Genomic DNA, 21,007 nt, shown 5'->3' on the forward strand with positions numbered 1-21,007 from the left:
GCTTTATTCGGTTTTTAAGTAAAAGCAGTGTGTGTATTCTATCCAGATGGCAGGTAAGGGTATACCGATAATGAGTGCGCATTATTCCCAGATGTTTTCGGGCGAAACATTTCTTCAGAAGGCCAGACAGGCTCGCAGAGTAACGGCGATGACCTTGAGTCGCTTTCTGGAAGATGGCTGTATGAATCATGCTGCCGCGCTGACTTACACCACGCTCTTTGCCATCGTGCCGTTATTAACCGTAACCTACAGTATGCTGGCTTCCTTTCCTTCGTTTCAGGGGATCGGGGAGCAGCTGCAAAATTTTGTATTCTCTAATTTTGTCCCTTCTGCCGGAGAAACGGTTAGCAAATGGCTAACATCGTTTTCCACCCAAGCCCGTAACCTGACCATCGTTGGTATGGGCTTTCTTCTGGTCACAGCATTAATGATGCTGCGAACTATAGACCATGCCATCAACAGTATTTTTCATACCAGCGGAGATCGCAGGGCCGTTACCAGTTTTCTGCTGTACTGGGCGATTCTGAGTCTGGGGCCGTTGTTTCTTGGATTGGGATTTGCTGCCAGCTCTTACTTAGCGACAATCCGGTTTGTGGATCAGGCCACAACAATCCTTGGCGTAAAAGGTGTTCTGCTACAACTGATGCCGATCTTTATGAGTTCGCTGGCTTTTACCCTTTTGTATCTGACTGTTCCTAATCGCAGGGTGCAATTCCGTTTTGCTTTAACTGGTGGAGTGACCGTTGCCCTGTTGTTTGAATTGGCGAAGTCTGGGTTTGCCCTGTTCCTGACATTGTCGCCAACGTATGAGTTTATCTATGGCGCTTTTGCTGCAGTACCTGTTTTCCTGCTATGGATCTTTTTAAGCTGGCTTCTGGTGCTACTTGGCGCGGAGCTGGTGCATGCTTTAGGAGAACCCCGCAGTCGGGAAGGTGGAGAGTTTTCCCCGATTTTGGCAATGGTAGCTATCCTTGCGGTCTTCCATCAAAGATTCGCACGGGGAGAGGCTACGATGCTGGAACAGGTTCAGGACGAAGGCTGGCCGGTTGGTCAAAGACATTGGGAGCAGGTGACATCCTGGCTCACCCAGGAAGGATTACTTGGTCGTAATAGTCATGGTGCTCTGGTTCCTGCCCATTCTTTTCAGACAGTTTCCCTGTCTTCTGTTGTTGCTCGTTGCCCTTGGCCTTTGCCTTCTGATAGAGAGCTGGATCAGCTGAATCTAACCCAGCAACCTGATTGGTTTCAGAGTGTTGTTGGTTCTCTCAAAGAGTTGAACCGTGAGCGTGATAACTCATTATCAGGTTCTTTAGATGCTGTGCTTTCAAGCAGGGAGAGCCAGTTATCATGACTTTGAAACTGCGTATTACCAGCTGCTTGTTTGGCATGATGTTAGTGTTGAGTGGCTGCAGCGACAAACCTGGTCTCACAGACTTTCAGGGAAGCCCTTTATCTCTGGAGGATAAAGAATCCTGGCTGGTGGTGAACTACTGGGCTATCTGGTGTGACCCTTGCCGGGAAGAAATTCCAGACCTGAATCAGTTGGCTAAAGGAGACAATAATATTCGTGTGTGGGGCGTGGATTTTGATGGTGCGGAATCCAGAACCGAATTGGCCTCCAAAGTTGCCATGCTCGATATTCAATTCCCTGTGGTTGCGGTGGACAGGGTTCAACTATTAAAGCTTGAGCGCCCGCCAGTTTTGCCTGCCACATATATTTTAAATACTAAGGGTGAAATGCAGGAACGTTTGCTGGGGCCACAAACGAAGGAAAGTCTGGAACAGGCTATAGCGAAATTGCAGTCTCACTAATAATGTAGGAACCGGTTAATCTATGGCTAGAGTATGCAGAAAGGCACAGGTGCAAGGGAAGGTGCAGGGTGTCTGGTTTCGGGCTTCTACAAAGCAGCGGGCAGAACAGCTTGGTGTAAAAGGCTGGGCTAAAAACTGCGACGATGGCAGTGTAGAAGTGATGATGTGCGGAGAGGAAAGTGCAGTTGTTGAGTTAAACGACTGGCTTTATGAAGGTCCACCGCTAGCGGTTGTGGATAAGGTTTTTGTCGAAGAGGCTATATGTGGAGAGCTTACGGGTTTTACTACCGGATAGCTCTGAAAGTTAATTAACCAACCAATACCTTTCCCAACGGGTCATCACCCTTTCCGGATACCAGGTTTTTCCGAGGCTTCCATTATAGCGTGCCAGTGCGCGGGAGAGGTTGCCTTTTTCCCGTTTCAAGTAGTAGCTGAGAATGGTTGTGCCATAACGGATATTGGTTTCCAGCTCGATAAGATTATCATCCGTTCGTCCAAGCTCTTTGCGCCAGAACGGCATAATCTGCATCAACCCTTGGGCACCCACAGATGAAACCGCAAAACGGTTAAATGTACTTTCCGTATGAATTACTGCAAGGACCAGTTCTGGTTGTAGACCAACACGGTTGGCTTCTCGGTGAACTGTTCTGAGCAGGTCGAGCCTTTCTTCCGGATCTTTGATGTATCGCTCTAGCCGTAAGGACATATCAACCAGCCAGACTTCAGCGGTATAGGGGTCTTCAAAGCTTTCAGCGTCAGCTATAGCGTCTTCCAGGTAAGCACGCATCTCTTCATCAATAGCGGGTGTTCTGGCAAAAAGGTTGGGAAGGAAAAGCAGAAAAGAAAGGAATACCGACAGGCGCAAGGCCTGCCGGTATTTAGCTGTCGCTGAAGCGATCAGAGTTTCACCCTGTTCTTCAGTTCGGCAACAACGTCATCCACAGCGATGGCAACGTTTTCACCTTCACGGCGATTCTTGTATTCCAGGGTGCCCTCTTTCAGACCACGGTCACTGATAACCACACGGTGAGGAATACCGACCAGTTCCATATCGGCAAATTTCACACCAGGGCTGGCTTTGCGGTCATCCATGATTACGTCGTAACCGGCTTCTTTCAGTTCGTTATAGAGTTTTTCGGTTGTTTCACGAACAGCTTCAGATTTTTCAATCTTCAGTGGTACCAGAGCAATCTGGAATGGAGCAATAGCGTCTGGCCAGATAATGCCGCGGTCATCGTGGTTCTGCTCAACGGCAGAGGCCACGATCCGGCTTACACCGATGCCGTAGCAACCCATAAACATGGTGGCATCTTTGCCGTTCTGGTCCAAAACAGAGGCCTTCATGGCTTCGCTGTACTTTTTACCCAGCTGGAAGATATGACCCACTTCGATGCCACGCTTGATAAACAACTTGCCCTTGCCGCATGGGCTTGGATCGCCTTCAACAATGTTGCGGATATCTTCTACACGGGTAAAGCTGGCATCACGGTCCCAGTTGATACCGAAGAAGTGCTCACCGTCGCTGTTAGCGCCTGCACCAAAGTCAGCCATCTTGGCCACAGTGCGGTCAACAATGCAGGGGATTTCCAGGCCAACAGGGCCGAGAGAACCAAAGCCAGCGCCAATAGCCGCTTTTACTTCTGCATCGGAAGCCATTTCCAGAGGGGCGGCAACTTCAGGCAGATGCTCGGCCTTGATTTCGTTAAGTTCGTGATCGCCACGAACCATCAGAGCAATCAGCTCGTGCTCGCTCTCTTCGTCAGCCTTAACAATCAGAGTTTTAACAGTTTTCTCGATAGGCAGATCAAACTGCTCAACAAGTTCTGCAATGGTTTTGGCGTGAGGAGTTGGAACGCGCTTCATCTCTTCGGAAGGAGCAGGGCGATCACCTTCAGGGGCCAGAGCTTCAGCCTTTTCAATGTTAGCCGCGAAGTCACTGCTGTCACTGAAGGCGATATCATCTTCACCGGAATCTGCCAGAACGTGGAATTCGTGAGAGCCAGTACCACCAATAGAACCGGTATCGGCTTCTACTGGGCGGTAGTCCAGACCCAGACGATCGAAAATACGGCAGTAAGTGCTGTGCATGTTTTCGTATTCGTTCGCCAGACATTCCTGAGAAACGTGGAATGAGTAAGCATCCTTCATCAGGAATTCACGGGAGCGCATCAGACCAAAGCGTGGACGAATTTCATCGCGGAACTTGGTTTGGATCTGATACAGGTTGACTGGCAGCTGCTTGTAGCTGGTCAATTCGTCACGAATCATGTCGGTAAACACTTCTTCGTGAGTTGGGCCCATAACAAAGTCGCGGTTATGGCGATCTTTAAAACGCAGCAGCTCGGGACCGTAGTCTTCCCAGCGGCCACTTTCCTGCCACAGCTCGGCAGGAGCAGTTACCGGCATCCAGCTTTCCAGAGCGCCAGAGCGGTCCATTTCTTCGCGAACAATACGTTCAACTTTATTCAGTACGCGCTTGCCTGCGGGGAGCCAGGTGTACAGACCGGAAGCAAGTTTGCGGATCATTCCCGCGCGGAGCATCAGCTGGTGGCTGACAACAACAGCGTCGGCAGGGGTCTCTTTTAGAGTCGGTAGATAATATTGGCTTGTGCGCATGGAAATCTGCTGTGCCGTTGATATTCAGAAACCCGTTATTCTAAGGGGCACAGGACTGTAGGCAAAGTTTATTTTTTCAATATGAGTGTGCCCTGAGCATCTGTTTGATGTTCAGGGCACAGTGAAAGTTGCTAAATGGATTTAACTGTCGGCATTGATCATCCAGAGCTCCCTTCGGCCTTTGCTGGCAATTAACTTGAGTTTCTTTTGCAGTGTCTCAGGGAGGCTCTGTTTGTCTTTGGGTTTCATCATTATGTACAGAACTTTCGTGTTGCCTTCCGCGGTACTGATGAGAGTGTCTTTATCCTTAATCAATACAGCTTTGCCATCGGAATAAAACTGCCCTGAGAAAGGGCGCTTGGGCCAGAAGACCAACTCTGCACGCTCACTGTTGGGTTGGGCATTAAAAACTTCCAACAGATTTTTCGAGGATTCTTTCAATCCCATATGCATGGCAGCCGCAATGGTAATAATGGCAACAGGCATAATGGTTGAAGGAGCGACCATCCATAAGCGTGAGGATGTATTGGTTGATTTCTGTGTGGCAGGTGATTCCAGAAAATCTTTCAAATAGTCAGCTATTAATAGCGCCATAGCGGGAACGCCAGGCAATACGTAAGTCCAGAGGATATTGCCAGCCAGAGTGAAGAACATCATTGGTGTCAGCATCCAGCACCAGAGGAACAGTGTCCACTGGCGGTTTTTTAAGGATTCTGATTCGTTCTCTTTTGTGTCTTTTTTCAGCTGACGGTTCTTCAGCCAGGCCAGAGGAAGAACAATATTCCAGGGCAGGGCGGCAAACAGCCACAGCAGCCAGATAGTGCCTTTGGGGCGAATGTGCGCGGTGCCGTAAAGGTCTCCTTCCCATCCACCAACAAGGAAGCGTTTGAAGTGTTCGCCAACAATAAAGTAATCAATAAAGCCGGGAGTGGCTTTTTCCGCCATAATGTACCAAGGCACAGCAATAGCAAACATTAGCAGTGTGCCGGTGATCCAAGGCAGGCGGCTCCAAAGAGTCAGCAGGCGCTTTTGTGGCAGGCACCACAGAAAAACAGGGATGCCAGAAAGAATCCAGACGATGGGCCCTTTCGCCAGAAGCCCGATAGCAAGGCCAACAAAAAACAGATAACCCCAGATTCCTCCTTTCTTATGTGTGCTGTGCCAGGCCAGCCAGAATGACGACAGTGTCAGGGTGATGCCAAACAGTAACACCGTATCAGTCATCACAGCACCAATACTGATCGTGAAAACAGCTGTGGTAGACAGGACAGCAACCGCAATAGCAGCAGTTGTCAGGTTTGCCTGGCGTCGAGCCAGTTGCCAGGCAATCGCCAGAACCCCTATACCCGTGAGAAAATGAGGAAAGCGAGCGGTAAATTCACTCACCCCAAGCTCCTGAAAGCTCAGGGCTGTTATCCAGGCGTACAGAGGCGGTTTTCCCCAGAAGGGGATGTTGTAGTCAAATTGGGGAGTTATCCAGTTGCCAGTCTCCGCCATGATGCGGGCTATTTCGCCATAGCGGGCCTCGGTGGTATCCATCAGTGGATAAAGACCGAGGCTGATAAGCCTGATAGTGAGGGCAATAAGAGTTAGCCATAGAGCTAAACGAACAATAGATGGAACAGAATACTTCCTTACTTCTGAACTCACAGACGTGCCTCCTGCAGGCGGCTAGCGGCAGGTTTTGTAGTTTTCTTCATTGTTAAGTAGATAGGACGTTGCTTGCTTTCGATAAAAATTCGGCCTACATATTCGCCAAGCAACCCTATGGCCATAAGCTGGATGCCACCAAGGAACAGCATCACCACTATCATTGAGGTGTAACCAGCAACCGGTTCGCCAAAAGCAAGGGTTTTGAAAGCGACAACAGAGGCGAAGATAAGAGATAGCAGAGATATGGAAATACCGGTAAAAGTTGCCAGTTTCAGGGGGCGAACACTGAATGAGGTAATGCCCTCAAAAGCCAGACCAAACAGTTTAAAGGTATGCCACTTGGTTTCACCTGCCAGGCGAGGGTCGCGATCAAAGAGAACCTCTTTCTGGCGGAAACCAGGCCAGGCAAACAAACCTTTCATATAGCGGGTTTTTTCCGGCAGGGCGTTGATATGATCAACAACCCGGCGGCTCAGCAGACGAAAATCACCGACATTCTCCGGAATGTGGATCTCAGAGAGTTTGTTGAGAAAACGGTAGAATGCCGCTGCAGATGTGCGTTTGAACCAACTTTCCCCATGACGTTTGCGACGGCGCATATTGACGATGTCATAACCTTCACGCCATTGAGCCAGCATATCCGGAATCAGCTCGGGCGGATCTTGCAGATCACTGTCGATCAGGATCACCGCATCCCCTCGGGAGGCCTCCAGCCCAGCACTCATTGCGGCTTCTTTACCAAAGTTTCTGCTCAGGGAAATCAACACCTGCTCACTGGTGCTCTCAGGGAGCATCTGTAACTTTTTCCAGGTGTCATCGCTGCTGCCATCGTTGATGTAAATGATTTCTGAGGGTGCGGCCATACTATCCAGCACAGCTGTCAGCCGGGTGTGAAACTGATCTATGACAGAGGATTCGTTATAGGCCGGCACTATGATGCTGAGCACAATCCGTTCCTCTTCTACCGGCGGCAAAGAATGGCTGATTGGGAACTTGATCAGTGGGTTCATGGCATGGACTCCGTTCGTCATGGCGCCCAGCCTAAAGAGCGCCTGATCGCAAAAATGTCAGAGACATTTTTTTCACGTGTTCTGATTAATTGTCTGCAGACTCAGGGGGTACATAAATGAGACTGTTACTTATTGAAGATAGCCGGGATGTAGCCGGTGTGATTTTCGACTATTTCGAAGCATTAGGTCATGAACTGGATTATGCGGCAGATGGGCGACAGGGGTTAGCCCTTGGCGTTGAAAATATATATGACCTGATCCTCCTGGACGTTATGTTGCCAGGGATGGACGGTTACAGTGTTTGTCAGGAGCTGCGGACACAAGGAGTCAAAACCCCCATTCTGATGCTCACAGCCAGAGATACCAAAGATGATACCTTAACTGGTTTTTCCCACGGCGCTGATGATTACGTAGTAAAGCCCTTTGATCTGAATATTCTGGAAGCCAGAGTTGAAGCGCTGGTTCGACGTAGCCGGCCGGAGGCCTCCCAAACCACAATATCCTGTGGTGATTTAACTCTTGATTTGAGCAGCCGTGTGGTGACCCGAGAAGGGCACCGGCTTTCTCTGAATCCTACTTGTTTCCGGATTTTGACCCTTTTAGCCAGCAAGGCACCGGCTGCGGTTTCCCGTGAGGAAATCATCTATGAACTGTGGAAGGAAGACCCACCCGATGGTGATGTGCTTCGCAACCATATCTACCAGCTGCGCAGCCAGGTGGATAAACCCTTCCCTTCCCAAATGTTGGTGACTGTGCCCAAGGTAGGTTATCGCCTTGAATGCGGCAGAGAGAAATTATGACCAAACCCCGCACATTTAGCTCAAAAATTACCCTGGCGTTTACTGCTGTTGCCATTTTGATTATGTCAGCCCAGGTCGTTCTGTTTTATGACATGGTGCTGGTGGCGGAAGACTCTGTGATTGGGCGGCGGCTGGAACTCTACAGCCAGCTGACAGTAGAAGGTTTCGAAAAGGGTCGTGATACAGATGGTGTTCTGGAGATTGACCTTCTGACGACCGCCTACAAAAGATACGACCTTCTACCTGAAAGCATAAGAGGCATTCTGAAACCAGACTGGATCGGGCTTGAGGAAGTGGAGCCTGAGGAAGATCTGGTTGAGTTCATGGTGTACTCAATGCCAGATCCTCTGACAGATAGTGGAGAAAATATTTATATAATCTCTGATGTAACCCTGGTCGAAAGTACGGAAGCGCAGAGGTATATCTGGACGGGGCGGTATGGGCTTTTATTAGCGTTTATTCTTGGTCTGACCTGTCTGGCCATTCTTTATATTTCCAGGCATCTCACTTCACCCCTGCGAACCCTTGAGCAAGAACTAAGAAACTCTACTGCGGATGACCTTTCACTTCTGGCTCTGCCAAATGGTGCCCCGCTGGAAGTATATCAACTGGCAGCGAGTTTGAACGCTTACCGTATGAAGATACGGGAACTTATTGAAAGGGAACGTTCATTTTCCCGCTATGCCAGCCATGAGCTGAGAACGCCTTTAACGGTGATACGGGGAGTTGCTTCTCTTCTGGGGGTTTCTTCAGAACCTGAGTTTGTAAAACGTCAGACCCTGCGGTTGATGACTGCGGCAACCGGAATGAATGATGTTATTGAAACGCTGCTGAATCTGGCAAGAGAAGATAGAGATGCTCCGAAGATTCCGCTTGCCATAGACAAGGCAGTGCTCGAGCAGGTTGTTGACGATCATGCGCAACTGCTTAGAGGGAAGTCGGTCTCTACAAGAGTGACGCTGACCGGGCACCCTTCGGTAAAAGCGCCAGAAGCTGTTATTCGCATTCTATTATCTAATCTTGTTCGAAACGCTATGGCCTGCACCAGTGAGGGTGAGGTGCTTGTGGCTGCTGATGAAGATTGCCTGTGTATTGTGGACAGCGGTTGTGGCCTGGATAAACAACCGGATGGTCATGAAGGTTTTGGACTGGGCTTGCTGATAGTGAATGATATCTGTCGTAAGTATGGCTGGGAGTTTTCCCTGACCAATAACGAATCTGGCCAGGGATGTACCGCTAGGGTTGTGTTTGAACCTTAAAAACGAATCGACTGGCAAGGATGTAGTTGCAAAGAAGGCCGGCAAGGATGCCAGCCGCCAAAGCGATAAATGGAAAGTTTTCTAAAGGTGTGAATCGGGTCAGTAATAAAAAGGTTCCTACATTTGGAATAAATCCGAAAGCAGATGCTCCCATATAACTGGCCCATTGGCGCATTTTTTGAGCGTAAGAATCTGTTTGCTTGCCTTGAAATGTGAACAGGCGATTGCAATACCAGTTCCAGCTGGCAGCTCCCCAAAAGGCGATGATTCGAATAGTTGTTAAATCGAGATCGGACAATTCCGTGAAAGAAAGGAATAACGAACTGTCTACGAGAAAACCACTGCCACCAACAATACAGAAACGAAAAAAACGATGATTCTTCAGATGTGAAATCTTTGATAAATACTGCATAGGCAGAATGGTTTCACAGAGGCTGTGAAAGTTCTGTCATTGCTTTTTCATATCCGGGGATTCTTTTAAGGTAACCACTGCGGCCAGACAAACCATGGTTAATGCTACAAAAGCCTGCAACAGAACCGGTAGCCATACATGGTCGTTAACAGACATGCATATAACCAGTGCCATACCTGATATTTGCCCCGCCAGTAAAACCATTCCCTGTGAAAAGGCTTCCGGAATTGGGCGGGTGATTTCCGCGATGTACTGGAAGCCAACGGGGCCAGCTCCAAGAACAAAGAATCCTAAAACGGCTGTTGAGAAAAGTGCGGTGAAATAAACCGTTTCGGGTTGTGAAGAAATATCTCCCGCAAAGGCGAGTCCAAAAAGCCCTGGTAGCATTCCTGTGACACATAGCACCAATACGGCTTTGCGTCGTTTGAAGTAATCAGAGCAGATGGGTAGCACAAGAGAGCCTACCATTCCCCCCAGCATCATCATGGTCGCTATCAGGCCATCTGAATCTTCAATATTCATGCTTGCGCTAATGGCATCGGTTAATGAGCTGATGGCATTGAATATTCCCAGCCCAACCATAAACAGGAACAGACCAATCAACATATCCCGGTTTTTCAACAAGCCCGTTATATCTGAAAGTTGCGGGGGGCGGTCATCAATATCACTGGTGTTTTTGATAACAGGCCGGGGGCGGGCCAGAATCAGGGCTGCCAGACAAACAGCTGCAGAGATATAACCATAGAGGTTCAAAGCTGTTGTGATTCCTTTGCCGTAGCTGCCATCGGATGGATCGGTAACCACCAACATTGGTGTAACCACCATAACCAGCAATATACCGATAAACTGGGCGAAAACGGTCAGCCCAGCAGCCAGAGCTCTTTCTTTGAGTGGAAACCATTGATCGGTAAGCGTGGTCACGGAGTTGAGAATAAAGGGTTGGGCAATAGCTAATCCCAGTTGTGCCACGGTTACAATAGTCAGACTGTCGCCCTCTACCCCTTTGAGAATGCTGAACAGACCGGTCAGAACAGCACCAATCAGCAACCCATTTCTCAGACCGAATCGAGCCAGAATCCAGGACACGGGCAGGGAAAGAACCACGTAAACAACCATGTAGATCAGAGCAAGATTATCAATGTTTAACCAATCTCGGCGTTCAATCTGGCTGGTGTAAAAAGCTTCGGCGGGGCGTGCCACAGCAGCATGGGCCAGCCATTGCATCTCAATGATTACGGTGAGAGCCATCAGGGTGGCCAGCATAACCCAGCGATATCTAGGGTAAGAGAGTTGCGACTTCATGATTTTGGCTCCCGCCACTCTTTTATTGAATGAAGGCGGGCTACACATTAGCGGATATTTCTATAAGTGCTGTTGTTTTTAGCCGGGGTTGATATATTGCCTGTGCAATGACAATAAAGAGAGCACCCCATGAGCCAAGTACTGGTTATCGCTGCCAGCCAGCAGAAAGTATCCCAAAGCCGTAAGGTTGCAGACTATATAAAGCACCAGCTGGAGAACCTGGGAGCTGAGGCTGATGTTCTTGATCTTGGTTTAAATGTGCTTCCACTGTGGAGTGGCGAGCCTGCTTCAAATCCGGAGCAGATAAATGCTCTTCGAACTCAGCTGGAAGCGGCATCCTCTTTTGTTTTCGTTGTGCCGGAATGGAACGGAATGGCACCGCCAGCCATTAAAAACCTGCTCACATGGTTTGGCGCTGATCAGTTTGCCCACAAACCCGCTTTATTATGTGCCGTTTCTGCCGGTCAGGGTGGTGCTTTTGTAATTGCTGAATTGCGTGGCTCAAGTTACAAAAACAGCCGAATCTGTTATCTCCCGGAACATTTGATTATTCGCGGTGTGGGCGATGTTCTGGAGGGTGAAAACGAAGTCGATAAGTCAGACAGCTATTACCGTGGAAGAATTGATTTTGCCCTGCAAGACCTGCTTGCCTACGACAAAGCCCTTGCCGCTATCCGTCCGGAAGCTTTGGAGCGCATGGAAGGCTACGCAAACGGTATGTCATAAAGCTAATTTTTTATCGTCTAGGTATTTTCCGAAGGGTTCTTTGATTGTCGTCAAAGAACACTTCTGTGTGTTTGGTAGTTTTGAATCATAAAACGAATAACAAACAACACAAAAAGGGAGAGACCAATGGGAGAGGTCAAAGACAGGGTTGTATCTGCAAAACAGTCTGTGGTTGATGTGCCTGTTTTGAAGAAAGAAGTGAAAAAGGGAGTGCAAATCATTCCTTCAACAGGCCTGCCCAAAATGAAGCGCAAAGACTATGAAAAAGAAAAGCGCCTTCTGCAGATTGAATTGGTGAAGATGCAGAGTTGGGTTAAAGAAAATGGCGAAAAGGTCATTATTCTTTTTGAAGGTCGTGATGCTGCCGGAAAGGGCGGCACCATTAAAAGAATGACTGAACATCTAAATCCTCGTGGTGCCCGCGTGGTCGCTTTGGAAAAACCATCGGATCGTGAACTCGGGCAATGGTACTTCCAGCGTTATGTCCAACATCTGCCAACAGAAGGTGAAATCGTTCTCTTCGACCGTTCCTGGTATAACCGCGCCGGTGTAGAAAAGGTGATGGGCTACTGCACCAAGAAACAGTACATGAGCTTTATTCGGGAAGTGGCCGACTTTGAACGGATGCTGGTGCATAGTGGAATCAAGGTGTTCAAACTCTGGTTCTCGGTAAGCCGCGAAGAGCAGCTCCGACGTTTTGAGAAACGTCGTACCGATCCCTTGAAACAATGGAAGCTCTCACCCGTTGATAAAGCATCGATTGATAAGTGGGATGATTACACCAAAGCCAAAGAACAGATGTTTCATTACACAGATACCCGTGATGCTCCCTGGACCGTTGTTCGCTCTGACGATAAAAAGCGTGCCCGCCTAAATGCCATGCGCTTTGTTCTCGATAATCTGTCTTATAAAGGAAAGGACAAAGATATCGTTAGAAAGCCTGACAACGCGGTTGTGGGAAGTGCTGAGCAGGATATTGAATAACCCTGTTTTCTCAATGGCTATGAAGAAACACCAGCTGCAATCAGCTGGTGTTTTTTTATGGGTAACAAAACTGTTAATGATGAGCTGAAATCTGAAATCAGCTCTTGCTGGTTAGAATCAATAACAAAAATACGAACTAAGAAGAGGATGATACTTCTAATCCCCACAAATCTGATTCACTGAACTGAATGTGGGAGATGGTATGCAAAACCTTGGCGCAGAGAAAAAGACGGTACTGGTTAGTCAGGATGTGCCTGAACGTGTGGATACGGGGAGTACTGTTACAGAAGGTACTACATCATTTGATCAGGGAGTCGTGGCAACAGAGGCTTCGTCACAGTTTCCGCCGAAGGATGGCGCATCCTCTTTGCCTCCTACATTGCAGGTTGATGATAGAGATTTATCTGTAACCAGCGAAGCAACTCCTCAAATAAAAGAAGTTCCTCCCGAAGTGAGAGAGGGGCAATATTTGCTGTCTTCGTGTGCTGGTGGTGGTTCACCTTATGCCAGAGATATTGCCGAAGCGTTCGTTAATGGGTTTATGCCTCAGGATCTCTTGCGTATTGCACAATTTCTGAAGGTTGATACACAGTTTATAGCTGACATTCAGGCGTCTGTAAGTTTTAAGGTGGGAGGGCAACAATCTAAAGTTGCGAAACTCCAAATGCAGGCTGATCCTGCTGCTTTTGAAAGAGCCAAAGAAGTTGTTATAGATAGCCTTGTTATGAAACTAAACACTTCAAGCAAGGGTGTATTTACTGAGATTGCAAAAATTCATGTTGATGAGCAAAAATTTTACAGTGCGTTTTTGAACCTGCTAAAAGCCAGTGATAAATATGGAGAACTTAGGGCATCTTTGGATATTCCACGTCTTCAATGCTGGAGCCCTATGCCAAAAGACATTATTAATGTTCACACTCCCTTAACTATTCGCTGCACGATCGGGAAGAATCGAGAAGAATGTCGTTTGATGGAAGATCATGTTGCCGCGATTGGTAACAGTAAGGCTCTGAGAGGAAGCTCTTCCCCCACTTTTACAAGACAAACCAGTGATCCTCAGGGGCATACGAAAAAGCATTACCCAGCCATGTCTCACATCTCTATCGAAAGATCGATGGAAGATACGGCAAAGGTGGCAGGGAGTGAGGTGCTTTATCGTTGTAAAGGAACGGAAGGCTTTGTGAAGTTTGATGAAGAGGTCGCAAAGCATATCGATGGTTCCCCTGAAACCCTTGAACTATGCAGGCACTGGATATCTCCTGAGACTATGGATGAGTTGTTGATGCTGGTTACTCAGCACCTGGATGGAAAAATTGATCTCACACGGGAAGCGAACCCTAAGGATTGTGTGGAGATCAGAATTATTGTGCTGGATGGGGGGCGGATAACTGTTCAGTGTGACCGACGCTTTTCCCAGTTTTGCATTCCCAAAGCTCTTACCAGGTCAAAAAGAAGGGATAAACACCTGAACGGAGCAGGGCATTTGTATTGCGTTATTCACTTGAAGCGACATGAGTGTGAATGGCAGGTCTGCGACTGCACTATAGATTATCGAGATGACGTGAACGCCCATCCTCGTTGTGAAGTTCAGTTACCATCGGTGCAAACTTCTCCTAAGAGAAAAACAGATAGACAGGCAAGGGAATTATCCCCTCCTTTCCGCAGTAGTAGTGAAAGCGACCTTTCTAAACTTGGGTTAAAGAAAGCCGCGTGGACTGCTCCAGAACCTGCCAGAGCAAAATGGCTTGACGGTGACCGGTGGCTTGTTTCCAGTGACTTCGAAAAGGTTCAGGATTTTGAGCTAATGGATCGCAATCTCAATCATAATTTTGATAGTTGGGAGAAGCAGGTTGTGGCAGCTGAGAGGCAGGTTCAGGGCAAAAAGATGACTCTGGAGCTTACACAAAAAGTTGGTGGTATCTTTAAAAAGGCTGATACCCATGAAAGCTGCGATTTGGAAAAGCTCATTCGCCAGTGTCCCACGGATGAGAGTGATCAACCCAAGTACTCTCAGGATGAGATAGTAAGAGCTATGGAGTATAGGCTTGCCCTTGCAAAGGCGAGACGGGCTGAGCTTACAAGGCGCTGTGAGCAAGTCTGTAAAGATCTTTTCAAGATTGATGCAGATATTCCCAAAGTTAATGAAAGCCTGTTTGAGGAAGATGATCTTCCTAAGCTGCGTAGATTGCTGGCGATGTATGACTGTGCCAGAGACTGGCATAAAGAGAAATTAAGAGAGTTGATGGATTTAACTGAGGCCGATCTGTCACTAAAGCCCGTAGAGGAGCTCGAAAGATTAAAGTCCTGGGCTGTTGAGCTTGAAGCGAAATCAGAAGGGGTGCTGGACCCTTATCGTACACCTAGCTCTGAGGGCGGGATGATTAGGTTGGATTTGAAGATCGGTGGGGCCACTGGCACTGGTGAAGATGATGATGTCAGAAGAGCGAGAGAAGATGAAACAGTATTGCCATCTAAAGTTGCGTTCACCTATAGCAACACCTTCAAATGGTATCGGCGCAAGACTGTCCATCTATTGGAAAAGGAGCTTGAGCGAAGGGCAAAGGAGCAGGAAGCAAGACAACAGCCTCAGGTTGCCACAGTGCACCCATAAAGAGAATAAAGAAGCCCTGTTTAAACAGGGCTTCTTCTATTCACCCAAAGGTGTGAACCACCAATAACAGCTGCTGGCATAACCACCAGATTCAGCAACGGAATCATTGAGCACAGAGAAACCATTCCACCAAACAGCATGGTCTGCATACGAGGAGCAGCCAGTTTGGCTTTCATATCTTTAAAACTCACCAGTTCATTATCAGCAGCATAATCGCAGTATTGGATGCCCATCATCCAAGCAGAAAATAAATAGAATACTATTGGGCCAATAATCGGAACAAAAATAGACAGCACAAAAAAGAAAAGAGCTCTGGGCAGGTAATACCAGAGTTTCTGAAGTTCTCGAACAATGGTGCGGGGGATCATGGCCGCCAGATCTTTCCAGCCTCCTTCAGGCATGCATTCAGGATCCAGCTCTCTCTGAACCTTTTCTGCAAGAAAGCCATTAAAGGGAGCGGCAATAATATTGGCCAATAATGTAAAAGTGAAAAACATGCCAATGGCGATAGTTAAGGCAAACAGTGGCCAGATAATAAAAGAAAGAAAGCTGAGCCACTCTGGCAGCCAGGCCATCATCTTATCCATGAGTACTGAAAACTGAGTAGTGGCGAGCCAGATCATTCCGCTGAAAACGACAATGTTCACAAGAAGTGGAATAATAACAAAAGCACGGATGCCGGGTTCGGGGAGTCGCTTCAGCCCGGTAAGAAAATAATCAAGGCCCTGGCTGGTAGTCTGGATATGCTGTTTCATAATTTAAGATGCTGATACAAAGTCTGAATAACAGCGATAGATATTCTCGACTGGTTCCGGAAAGGTGAGCTGGGTATTATGTCCGACAATTTTACGTTGTGACAGTTTTATCAAGGTTCACAGACGAGCCTTTTGATATGGGGAGCGAACAATGAGTGAAGCCAGACACATCCGCCTGTTAATTCTGGGTTCCGGTCCGGCCGGTTATACAGCTGCCGTTTATGCAGCCCGCGCCAACCTGAATCCGGTTCTGATTACCGGCATGCAGATGGGCGGTCAGCTGACCACCACTACTGATGTTGATAACTGGCCCGGTGATGTCGAAGGTCTCCAGGGTCCTGATCTGATGCAGCGTATGCAGGCTCACGCTGAACGTTTCGATACGGAAATTGTTTTTGATCACATCAATAAGGCCGACCTGAAGCAGCGTCCTTTCCGTCTGGAAGGTGATAGTGGTGTTTACACCTGTGATGCCCTGATTATCTGCACTGGTGCCAGCGCCCGTTACCTTGGCCTGGACAGTGAAGAAGCCTTTAAAGGTAAAGGTGTTTCAGCCTGTGCTACCTGTGACGGTTTCTTCTACCGCAAAAAGCCTGTGGCTGTGATTGGTGGTGGTAACACCGCTGTTGAAGAAGCTCTGTACCTGTCCAACCTTGCCGACACAGTAACTCTGGTTCACCGCCGTGAAGAATTCCGTGCCGAGAAGATTCTGGTGAAGAAGCTTATGGATAAGGTGGAGAACGGAAACATCAAGCTGGAACTGAATGCCACTCTTGATGAGGTTCTGGGCGATGACGCTGGTGTTACCGGTATGCGCATCAAAAACACTCAGGATGGTTCTACCAAAGACATCGATGTAGACGGTGTGTTTGTAGCTATCGGCCATACCCCGAATACTGAGCTGTTTGTTGATCAGCTGGATATGAAGGATGGTTACCTGAAGGTTCAGAGTGGTTCCGAAGGTAATGCCACTCAAACCTCTATTGAAGGCGTATTCGCGGCGGGTGATGTTATGGATCACATTTACCGTCAGGCGATTACTTCAGCTGGAACCGGTTGCATGGCCGCGCTGGATGCCGAGAAGTATCTCGATTCCCAAGAGTAATTGTTGGGGTAAACAAAAAGGCCGCTGAGAAATCAGCGGCCTTTTTGTTTGTGTCTATTTTTCTTAAGCAGCAGAGTCTTTACCCATATCCTTCTGCGCATCAGCTACGCGGAAGTTCTCAGAAAGAGTGCCCTCATCGGCTTCTTTCTTGGGAGCGTAGTCCTTTGGCTGTTCTGTAGGAATAGCCTTGTTGCTGATGGCCTGTGTTCCCAGCAGGGAATCGTTCAGGCGATGACGGGTCAGCTCATCGGTGCACAATTCACTGGCGCTGGTGGCCAGGTGCTCGTGAACATCGCGGTAAGTTTCCGTCAGGCGGTTCACCAGGTGAGCGCTGGTGCTGAAATGATCAGACACTTTATTCTGGTAATCCTTCAATTCCGCTTCAAGCTCTGCCACACGGGCGCGGGTATTTCCGCCGGGGCGACCGCTTACCAGGAAGTGGTATAGAACAACGCCAATGACGAGGCCGGTAAAAAAGGCCACTCCGCCAATGCTCCAAAGCAGGTTCGATATCTCCACAGTCCAGCCTCAGGTTAAACGTCTTTATGTGTGCCCTAACTTATAACCTTTTCTTGTCACTGTATAGGCATTCCAGGTAACTGAGTGTTTATCTCAGAGTTAGCCCCTATCAAAGGAGCCGTTTTCCAGCCGAAGAAGACTATTAATGAGTCACTGGTAGGGATTAGGCATGCAAAAGCAGGTTTTGGGGTTTCTTGGGGCGATGATGATCCTATTCGCTTGCTTTGGTTATGCCAGACCTTATCAACAACAGGTTATTTATCGCGGATCATTACAGTTCGGGCATGTGCCGTCAGGGGCTCAAGAATATCGACCAATACAGGTGTGTGTGCGTGGCCGCAATCAGGGATTTTGGAACACATTCACACCCTCCCTGTCCGTAAAGTCTCGCAATTTTCAGTTAGTCACAGAGGAGGTCAGCAGCGAAATTATCAACAACGTTCAACACTCCTGCCTGAATCTGACCGTAATTTTCAAACCCGATCAAAACCAGAAGAAAGCTTTTAAAGTTTACGGAAAAGCGTACGGCAATAAATTGGGTGAAAGGTGCAGTTGGCATCATGTAACGGGTCCTGAATCCTGCCTGGACAGGAAGGGCACCATAGAACTTGTTGTGGGTAAGCAGGCTTTAATGCCAGCCTCCGGGGTAGGAGTGAACTTATCAACATGGCAGAAGTTGAGTGAAAAGTCGTGGCGTTATGCCGGAACGCCTCTGTTTCTGGACCGAACGCAGCATGGCGGTCACCTGGTTAATTATGATTTAGTCATTACTGATGAGACTCTCTTAATCTCCCGTGACACAAATGAATCAGACGGAAAACCTGCTCGAGTCGTTCGATTTGACTTGCAGGAGAGTGGTCAGGCTTTTTGGGATGGGTATTCAGATGTGCCGGGAAGGGCGTCTCCCAGCCAGACTCACATGGAGCTACACCCCAGCCAACCTCTGATAGCTCTGAGCGCGGATGCTGGTTCTGTGGGGCTGGCAGAATTGAAAGAGAATAAAACTATTGATTTTGTCCAGACTTATAGTTTCCAGAGACCTGAGTTATTCGGTGCAAAAGGGCACCAGTTAACGTTTGACTCTCAAGGGCAGTGTTTGCTTGCCCAAGGGTATGATCCTCGTCTTTTCACCCGCTTCCGTATGAATAGTGATAACAGGCTGACGCCACTCGCTCATTTGTCTGCTGACGATGTTGTGCCGGAATTCGATTACAGCGAAGCCTCATTCATTGGTAAAGCGTTGTTTGTTAACGACAATATTATCTTTGCCCTGACAGGAAGAGATAAAACTTCGTCGGAATGGTGGAAGCACCTCTATCAGTGCCGTTGGGACAGCGATCAGTGTGAACCGAGCCAGTGCCAGGATGTTGGCCGCTTCCGGCCAATAGCGATGACAAACTTTACAACCGCTGGTGAGGAGCAAGAGTACTTATTGCAGGATTGTCGTCTGGAGGGAGGTCCTCAAGGGCGGGACGACCACCGCTGCTATTACCAACTTCGAAACCTGGATGATGAGGACCAGGCCGGAATGGACTCTTCATTAGGGGAACCTGGCTTTCAGAGTGCTTACTACCATAGCCAGGTGCTTGTTCTTCAAGAGGACAGTGAAGAGATACAGTTGGCCAGCCTTACCTATGTTGATCTCAAAATTCTCACACTAAGAAAAAATGGTGGAGTTGCTGTTGAAATGCATCACAACAACTGGGGGAAAAAGCGGCTGATGCCCAACCTGAGTAGTTTTTATAAAATGGCTGCCCATGATGACAGGCTTTATGTCGTGGCATTATCGGGTGTCTACCAGTTTGATCAACTGGAGCCTGCGCCGGCACCTTTCAAAGCTCTTCCCGAAGGGGTTTGTCCAATAGGTGAAGAGTGCCTTTGAGTCAGGTTTCTTTTCCTCTGTCAGGGTAGAGTCCTTCTACGCTTCACGGTAAAGTGTGCACCCCGATGGCCAGCCAGACAAAAAGAACAGCATGACGCCCCTTGAGCATTATCAACAGGATCTGAAACAGGAAGGTTTTGTCCATGACCCGGCTCAGGAAGAGGCGGTCAGGCACCTCCAGCGGCTTTATGAAGACTTGCTGGCTGCGGATCAGAAAAAAGGTGGCTTGAAATCTCTTCTGTCCTTTGGGCGCAAAAAGGCTGACCCTTGTCAGGGCTTGTATTTCTGGGGAGGCGTAGGCCGCGGTAAAACTTATCTGGTGGATACTTTCTACGATTGTCTGCCCTTCGAAGACAAAATGCGTACCCACTTTCACCGGTTTATGAAGCGTGTGCATGCCGAGCTGAAAACCCTTGATGGTCAGAAAAATCCTCTGGTAATTGTTGGCAAACGTCTGGCTGACGATGCCCGGGTGATCTGTTTTGATGAATTCTTTGTTTCCGATATTACCGATGCCATGATTCTGGCCAGCCTGATGGAAGAGCTGTTCAAGAACGGCGTCACTCTGGTGGCAACCAGCAATATTGTGCCCGATGGCCTTTATCCGAATGGCCTGCAGCGGGCAAAGTTTTTGCCAGCGATTGATCTGCTGAATAAATACACTGATGTAGTGAATGTGGATAGTGGTGTCGATTACCGGTTGCGTGTTCTGGAGCAGGCTGAGCTTTATCATCATCCATTGGGTAATGAAGCCAGAGATGCTCTCGAAGAGAACTTTCTGGCACTCGTGCCTGATCGCCAGCAGGTGCGGGAAAATCATACCCTTGATGTGGAAGGGCGCCCCATTCCTTATTTGAAGGTGTGTGAAGATATTGTCTGGTTCGACTTCAAGGCTCTCTGTGATGGCCCGAGAAGCCAGAATGACTACATTGAACTGGCCCGTGAATTCCACACTGTGCTTGTCTCGGATGTTCCCCAGATGAGTCGCCCGGTCGATGATCAGGCGCGCCGCTTTATTAATATGGTGGATGAGTTTTATGATCGGGGCGTTAAACTGATTATGTCTGGTGCCACGCCTTTGCTGGAACTGTATACAGAAGGCAAACTGGAGTTTGAATTTCAGCGTACCCTGAGCCGTCTGCAGGAGATGCAGTCCAGCGAATACCTGGCCAGAGAACATAAGCCCTAAGGAGAAGGCTGTTTATGGATTGTGACACCGGGCAGAACCCAGTCACTCTGAATGATGAAGAATACACAGGGCTGTCAAAAATTCTCAAAGTGTTGGGGGATGAAGGGCGGCTGAGAATGGTGGTGGCTTGTATGAATGAGCCCCGTGCCGTTTGCTGTTTATCTGAAGTCGCTGGATTGTCTCAGTCGCTCACCAGCCATCATTTGCGCTCTCTTCGAGATATGCGGGTTCTGCGCTCCACCAAAAGAGGCCGTCAGGTCTTTTATGAGCTGGATGACGATCATATCCGCCATGTTCTGCAGGATTTGATTGTCCATGTTCGAGAAGACCACAAATAACCCCTCCATGCAGCTCTGGAACTGCCGCTGGTTT

20 protein-coding genes are annotated in these 21,007 nt (G+C 48.4%); 12 read left to right on the forward strand and 8 right to left on the reverse strand.

The window, feature by feature from the left end; genetic code table 11:
* The first annotated feature begins 70 nt into the window (after positions 1-70).
* Genes ACY2RR_RS23475 through ACY2RR_RS23485 form a run of 3 tightly spaced genes read left to right on the forward strand, consistent with a single transcriptional unit; the run spans position 71 to position 2,107 of the window.
* Complete coding sequence (locus tag ACY2RR_RS23475) at positions 71-1,351, forward strand: YihY family inner membrane protein (RefSeq protein WP_490110636.1); 1,281 nt, start codon at positions 71-73, stop codon at positions 1,349-1,351.
* On the forward strand, positions 1,348-1,812 hold the full coding sequence (locus ACY2RR_RS23480) for a TlpA family protein disulfide reductase (protein ID WP_490110637.1): 465 nt from the start codon (positions 1,348-1,350) through the stop codon (positions 1,810-1,812). The genes ACY2RR_RS23475 and ACY2RR_RS23480 overlap by 4 nt, the downstream gene beginning before the upstream one ends.
* 22 nt (positions 1,813-1,834) lie before the next feature.
* Complete coding sequence (locus tag ACY2RR_RS23485; RefSeq protein WP_490110638.1) at positions 1,835-2,107, forward strand: acylphosphatase; 273 nt, start codon at positions 1,835-1,837, stop codon at positions 2,105-2,107.
* A gap of 9 nt (positions 2,108-2,116) precedes the next feature.
* Here the strand turns inward: ACY2RR_RS23485 and ACY2RR_RS23490 are convergent, their stop codons facing one another.
* From ACY2RR_RS23490 to ACY2RR_RS23505, 4 genes are all read right to left on the reverse strand, one after another.
* Positions 2,117-2,677 (reverse strand): lytic transglycosylase domain-containing protein, encoded by a 561-nt coding sequence (locus tag ACY2RR_RS23490; RefSeq protein WP_490110639.1) that lies wholly within the window; start codon positions 2,675-2,677, stop codon positions 2,117-2,119.
* A gap of 32 nt (positions 2,678-2,709) precedes the next feature.
* Positions 2,710-4,428, reverse strand: coding sequence for a proline--tRNA ligase (locus tag ACY2RR_RS23495; protein ID WP_490110640.1), 1,719 nt, complete (start codon positions 4,426-4,428; stop codon positions 2,710-2,712).
* A gap of 141 nt (positions 4,429-4,569) precedes the next feature.
* The gene (locus ACY2RR_RS23500; RefSeq protein ID WP_490110641.1) at positions 4,570-6,078 is read right to left on the reverse strand and encodes an ArnT family glycosyltransferase; all 1,509 of its coding nucleotides are present in this window, start codon (positions 6,076-6,078) and stop codon (positions 4,570-4,572) included.
* Complete coding sequence (locus ACY2RR_RS23505; RefSeq protein WP_490110642.1) at positions 6,075-7,112, reverse strand: glycosyltransferase family 2 protein; 1,038 nt, start codon at positions 7,110-7,112, stop codon at positions 6,075-6,077. Before ACY2RR_RS23505 ends, ACY2RR_RS23500 begins: the two co-directional genes overlap by 4 nt.
* A gap of 95 nt (positions 7,113-7,207) precedes the next feature.
* Here ACY2RR_RS23505 and ACY2RR_RS23510 point away from each other — a divergent pair, with 95 nt between their 5' ends.
* Entirely contained in the window at positions 7,208-7,891 is a 684-nt protein-coding gene (locus tag ACY2RR_RS23510; RefSeq protein WP_490110643.1) for a response regulator transcription factor, read from the forward strand.
* Positions 7,888-9,150: a sensor histidine kinase gene (locus ACY2RR_RS23515; RefSeq protein WP_490110644.1), complete on the forward strand. Its 1,263-nt coding sequence runs from the start codon at positions 7,888-7,890 to the stop codon at positions 9,148-9,150. Before ACY2RR_RS23510 ends, ACY2RR_RS23515 begins: the two co-directional genes overlap by 4 nt.
* Here the strand turns inward: ACY2RR_RS23515 and ACY2RR_RS23520 are convergent.
* Positions 9,128-9,562: a GtrA family protein gene (locus ACY2RR_RS23520; RefSeq protein WP_490110645.1), complete on the reverse strand. Its 435-nt coding sequence runs from the start codon at positions 9,560-9,562 to the stop codon at positions 9,128-9,130. The two genes, ACY2RR_RS23515 and ACY2RR_RS23520, sit on opposite strands and share 23 nt — an antisense overlap.
* 36 nt (positions 9,563-9,598) lie before the next feature.
* Positions 9,599-10,864: an MFS transporter gene (locus tag ACY2RR_RS23525; protein WP_490110646.1), complete on the reverse strand. Its 1,266-nt coding sequence runs from the start codon at positions 10,862-10,864 to the stop codon at positions 9,599-9,601.
* Between the two features lie 129 nt (positions 10,865-10,993).
* Between ACY2RR_RS23525 and ACY2RR_RS23530 the strand changes: the two genes are divergently transcribed.
* The 3 genes from ACY2RR_RS23530 to ACY2RR_RS23540 all read left to right on the forward strand — a co-directional run bounded on the left by ACY2RR_RS23530 (position 10,994) and on the right by ACY2RR_RS23540 (position 15,185).
* The gene (locus ACY2RR_RS23530) at positions 10,994-11,590 is read left to right on the forward strand and encodes an NADPH-dependent FMN reductase (RefSeq protein WP_490110647.1); all 597 of its coding nucleotides are present in this window, start codon (positions 10,994-10,996) and stop codon (positions 11,588-11,590) included.
* Between the two features lie 126 nt (positions 11,591-11,716).
* Positions 11,717-12,574 carry a polyphosphate kinase 2 gene (gene ppk2 / locus ACY2RR_RS23535; RefSeq protein WP_490110648.1) on the forward strand — a complete coding sequence of 286 codons (858 nt, stop codon included), beginning with the start codon at positions 11,717-11,719 and terminating at the stop codon, positions 12,572-12,574.
* A gap of 202 nt (positions 12,575-12,776) precedes the next feature.
* Complete coding sequence (locus ACY2RR_RS23540; protein ID WP_490110649.1) at positions 12,777-15,185, forward strand: hypothetical protein; 2,409 nt, start codon at positions 12,777-12,779, stop codon at positions 15,183-15,185.
* Positions 15,186-15,205: 20 nt separating this feature from the next.
* Here ACY2RR_RS23540 and cysZ read toward each other — a convergent pair whose 3' ends face one another.
* Positions 15,206-15,940, reverse strand: coding sequence for a sulfate transporter CysZ (gene cysZ / locus ACY2RR_RS23545; protein ID WP_490110650.1), 735 nt, complete (start codon positions 15,938-15,940; stop codon positions 15,206-15,208).
* Positions 15,941-16,091: 151 nt separating this feature from the next.
* Between cysZ and trxB the strand changes: the two genes are divergently transcribed.
* On the forward strand, positions 16,092-17,045 hold the full coding sequence (trxB, locus tag ACY2RR_RS23550) for a thioredoxin-disulfide reductase (RefSeq protein ID WP_490110651.1): 954 nt from the start codon (positions 16,092-16,094) through the stop codon (positions 17,043-17,045).
* Positions 17,046-17,108: 63 nt separating this feature from the next.
* Here trxB and ACY2RR_RS23555 read toward each other — a convergent pair whose 3' ends face one another.
* Positions 17,109-17,564: a Z-ring associated ZapG family protein gene (locus tag ACY2RR_RS23555; protein ID WP_490110652.1), complete on the reverse strand. Its 456-nt coding sequence runs from the start codon at positions 17,562-17,564 to the stop codon at positions 17,109-17,111.
* 169 nt (positions 17,565-17,733) lie between these two features.
* Between ACY2RR_RS23555 and ACY2RR_RS23560 the strand changes: the two genes are divergently transcribed.
* From ACY2RR_RS23560 to ACY2RR_RS23570, 3 genes are all read left to right on the forward strand, one after another.
* Positions 17,734-19,446, forward strand: a complete 1,713-nt coding sequence (locus tag ACY2RR_RS23560; protein ID WP_490110653.1) for a hypothetical protein — start codon at positions 17,734-17,736, stop codon at positions 19,444-19,446.
* 91 nt (positions 19,447-19,537) lie between these two features.
* On the forward strand, positions 19,538-20,635 hold the full coding sequence (gene zapE / locus ACY2RR_RS23565) for a cell division protein ZapE (RefSeq protein ID WP_490110654.1): 1,098 nt from the start codon (positions 19,538-19,540) through the stop codon (positions 20,633-20,635).
* A gap of 14 nt (positions 20,636-20,649) precedes the next feature.
* Positions 20,650-20,973: an ArsR/SmtB family transcription factor gene (locus ACY2RR_RS23570; RefSeq protein ID WP_490110655.1), complete on the forward strand. Its 324-nt coding sequence runs from the start codon at positions 20,650-20,652 to the stop codon at positions 20,971-20,973.
* The last annotated feature ends 34 nt before the right edge of the window (positions 20,974-21,007 follow it).

The organism is Parendozoicomonas sp. 2304DJ65-17 (genome assembly GCF_058148445.1).

Excerpts from the sequence above, each read along its gene's own strand:
- ACY2RR_RS23475 (WP_490110636.1), top strand. The coding sequence starts at position 71 with ATGAGTGCGCATTATTCCCAGATGTTTTCGGGCGAAACATTTCTTCAG.
- ACY2RR_RS23480 (WP_490110637.1), top strand. The coding sequence starts at position 1,348 with ATGACTTTGAAACTGCGTATTACCAGCTGCTTGTTTGGCATGATGTTA.
- ACY2RR_RS23485 (WP_490110638.1), top strand. The coding sequence starts at position 1,835 with ATGGCTAGAGTATGCAGAAAGGCACAGGTGCAAGGGAAGGTGCAGGGT.
- ACY2RR_RS23495 (WP_490110640.1), bottom strand. The coding sequence starts at position 4,428 with ATGCGCACAAGCCAATATTATCTACCGACTCTAAAAGAGACCCCTGCC.
- ACY2RR_RS23505 (WP_490110642.1), bottom strand. The coding sequence starts at position 7,112 with ATGACGAACGGAGTCCATGCCATGAACCCACTGATCAAGTTCCCAATC.
- ACY2RR_RS23510 (WP_490110643.1), top strand. The coding sequence starts at position 7,208 with ATGAGACTGTTACTTATTGAAGATAGCCGGGATGTAGCCGGTGTGATT.
- ACY2RR_RS23515 (WP_490110644.1), top strand. The coding sequence starts at position 7,888 with ATGACCAAACCCCGCACATTTAGCTCAAAAATTACCCTGGCGTTTACT.
- ACY2RR_RS23520 (WP_490110645.1), bottom strand. The coding sequence starts at position 9,562 with ATGCAGTATTTATCAAAGATTTCACATCTGAAGAATCATCGTTTTTTT.
- ACY2RR_RS23525 (WP_490110646.1), bottom strand. The coding sequence starts at position 10,864 with ATGAAGTCGCAACTCTCTTACCCTAGATATCGCTGGGTTATGCTGGCC.
- ACY2RR_RS23530 (WP_490110647.1), top strand. The coding sequence starts at position 10,994 with ATGAGCCAAGTACTGGTTATCGCTGCCAGCCAGCAGAAAGTATCCCAA.
- ppk2 (WP_490110648.1), top strand. The coding sequence starts at position 11,717 with ATGGGAGAGGTCAAAGACAGGGTTGTATCTGCAAAACAGTCTGTGGTT.
- ACY2RR_RS23540 (WP_490110649.1), top strand. The coding sequence starts at position 12,777 with ATGCAAAACCTTGGCGCAGAGAAAAAGACGGTACTGGTTAGTCAGGAT.
- cysZ (WP_490110650.1), bottom strand. The coding sequence starts at position 15,940 with ATGAAACAGCATATCCAGACTACCAGCCAGGGCCTTGATTATTTTCTT.
- trxB (WP_490110651.1), top strand. The coding sequence starts at position 16,092 with ATGAGTGAAGCCAGACACATCCGCCTGTTAATTCTGGGTTCCGGTCCG.
- ACY2RR_RS23560 (WP_490110653.1), top strand. The coding sequence starts at position 17,734 with ATGCAAAAGCAGGTTTTGGGGTTTCTTGGGGCGATGATGATCCTATTC.
- zapE (WP_490110654.1), top strand. The coding sequence starts at position 19,538 with ATGACGCCCCTTGAGCATTATCAACAGGATCTGAAACAGGAAGGTTTT.
- ACY2RR_RS23570 (WP_490110655.1), top strand. The coding sequence starts at position 20,650 with ATGGATTGTGACACCGGGCAGAACCCAGTCACTCTGAATGATGAAGAA.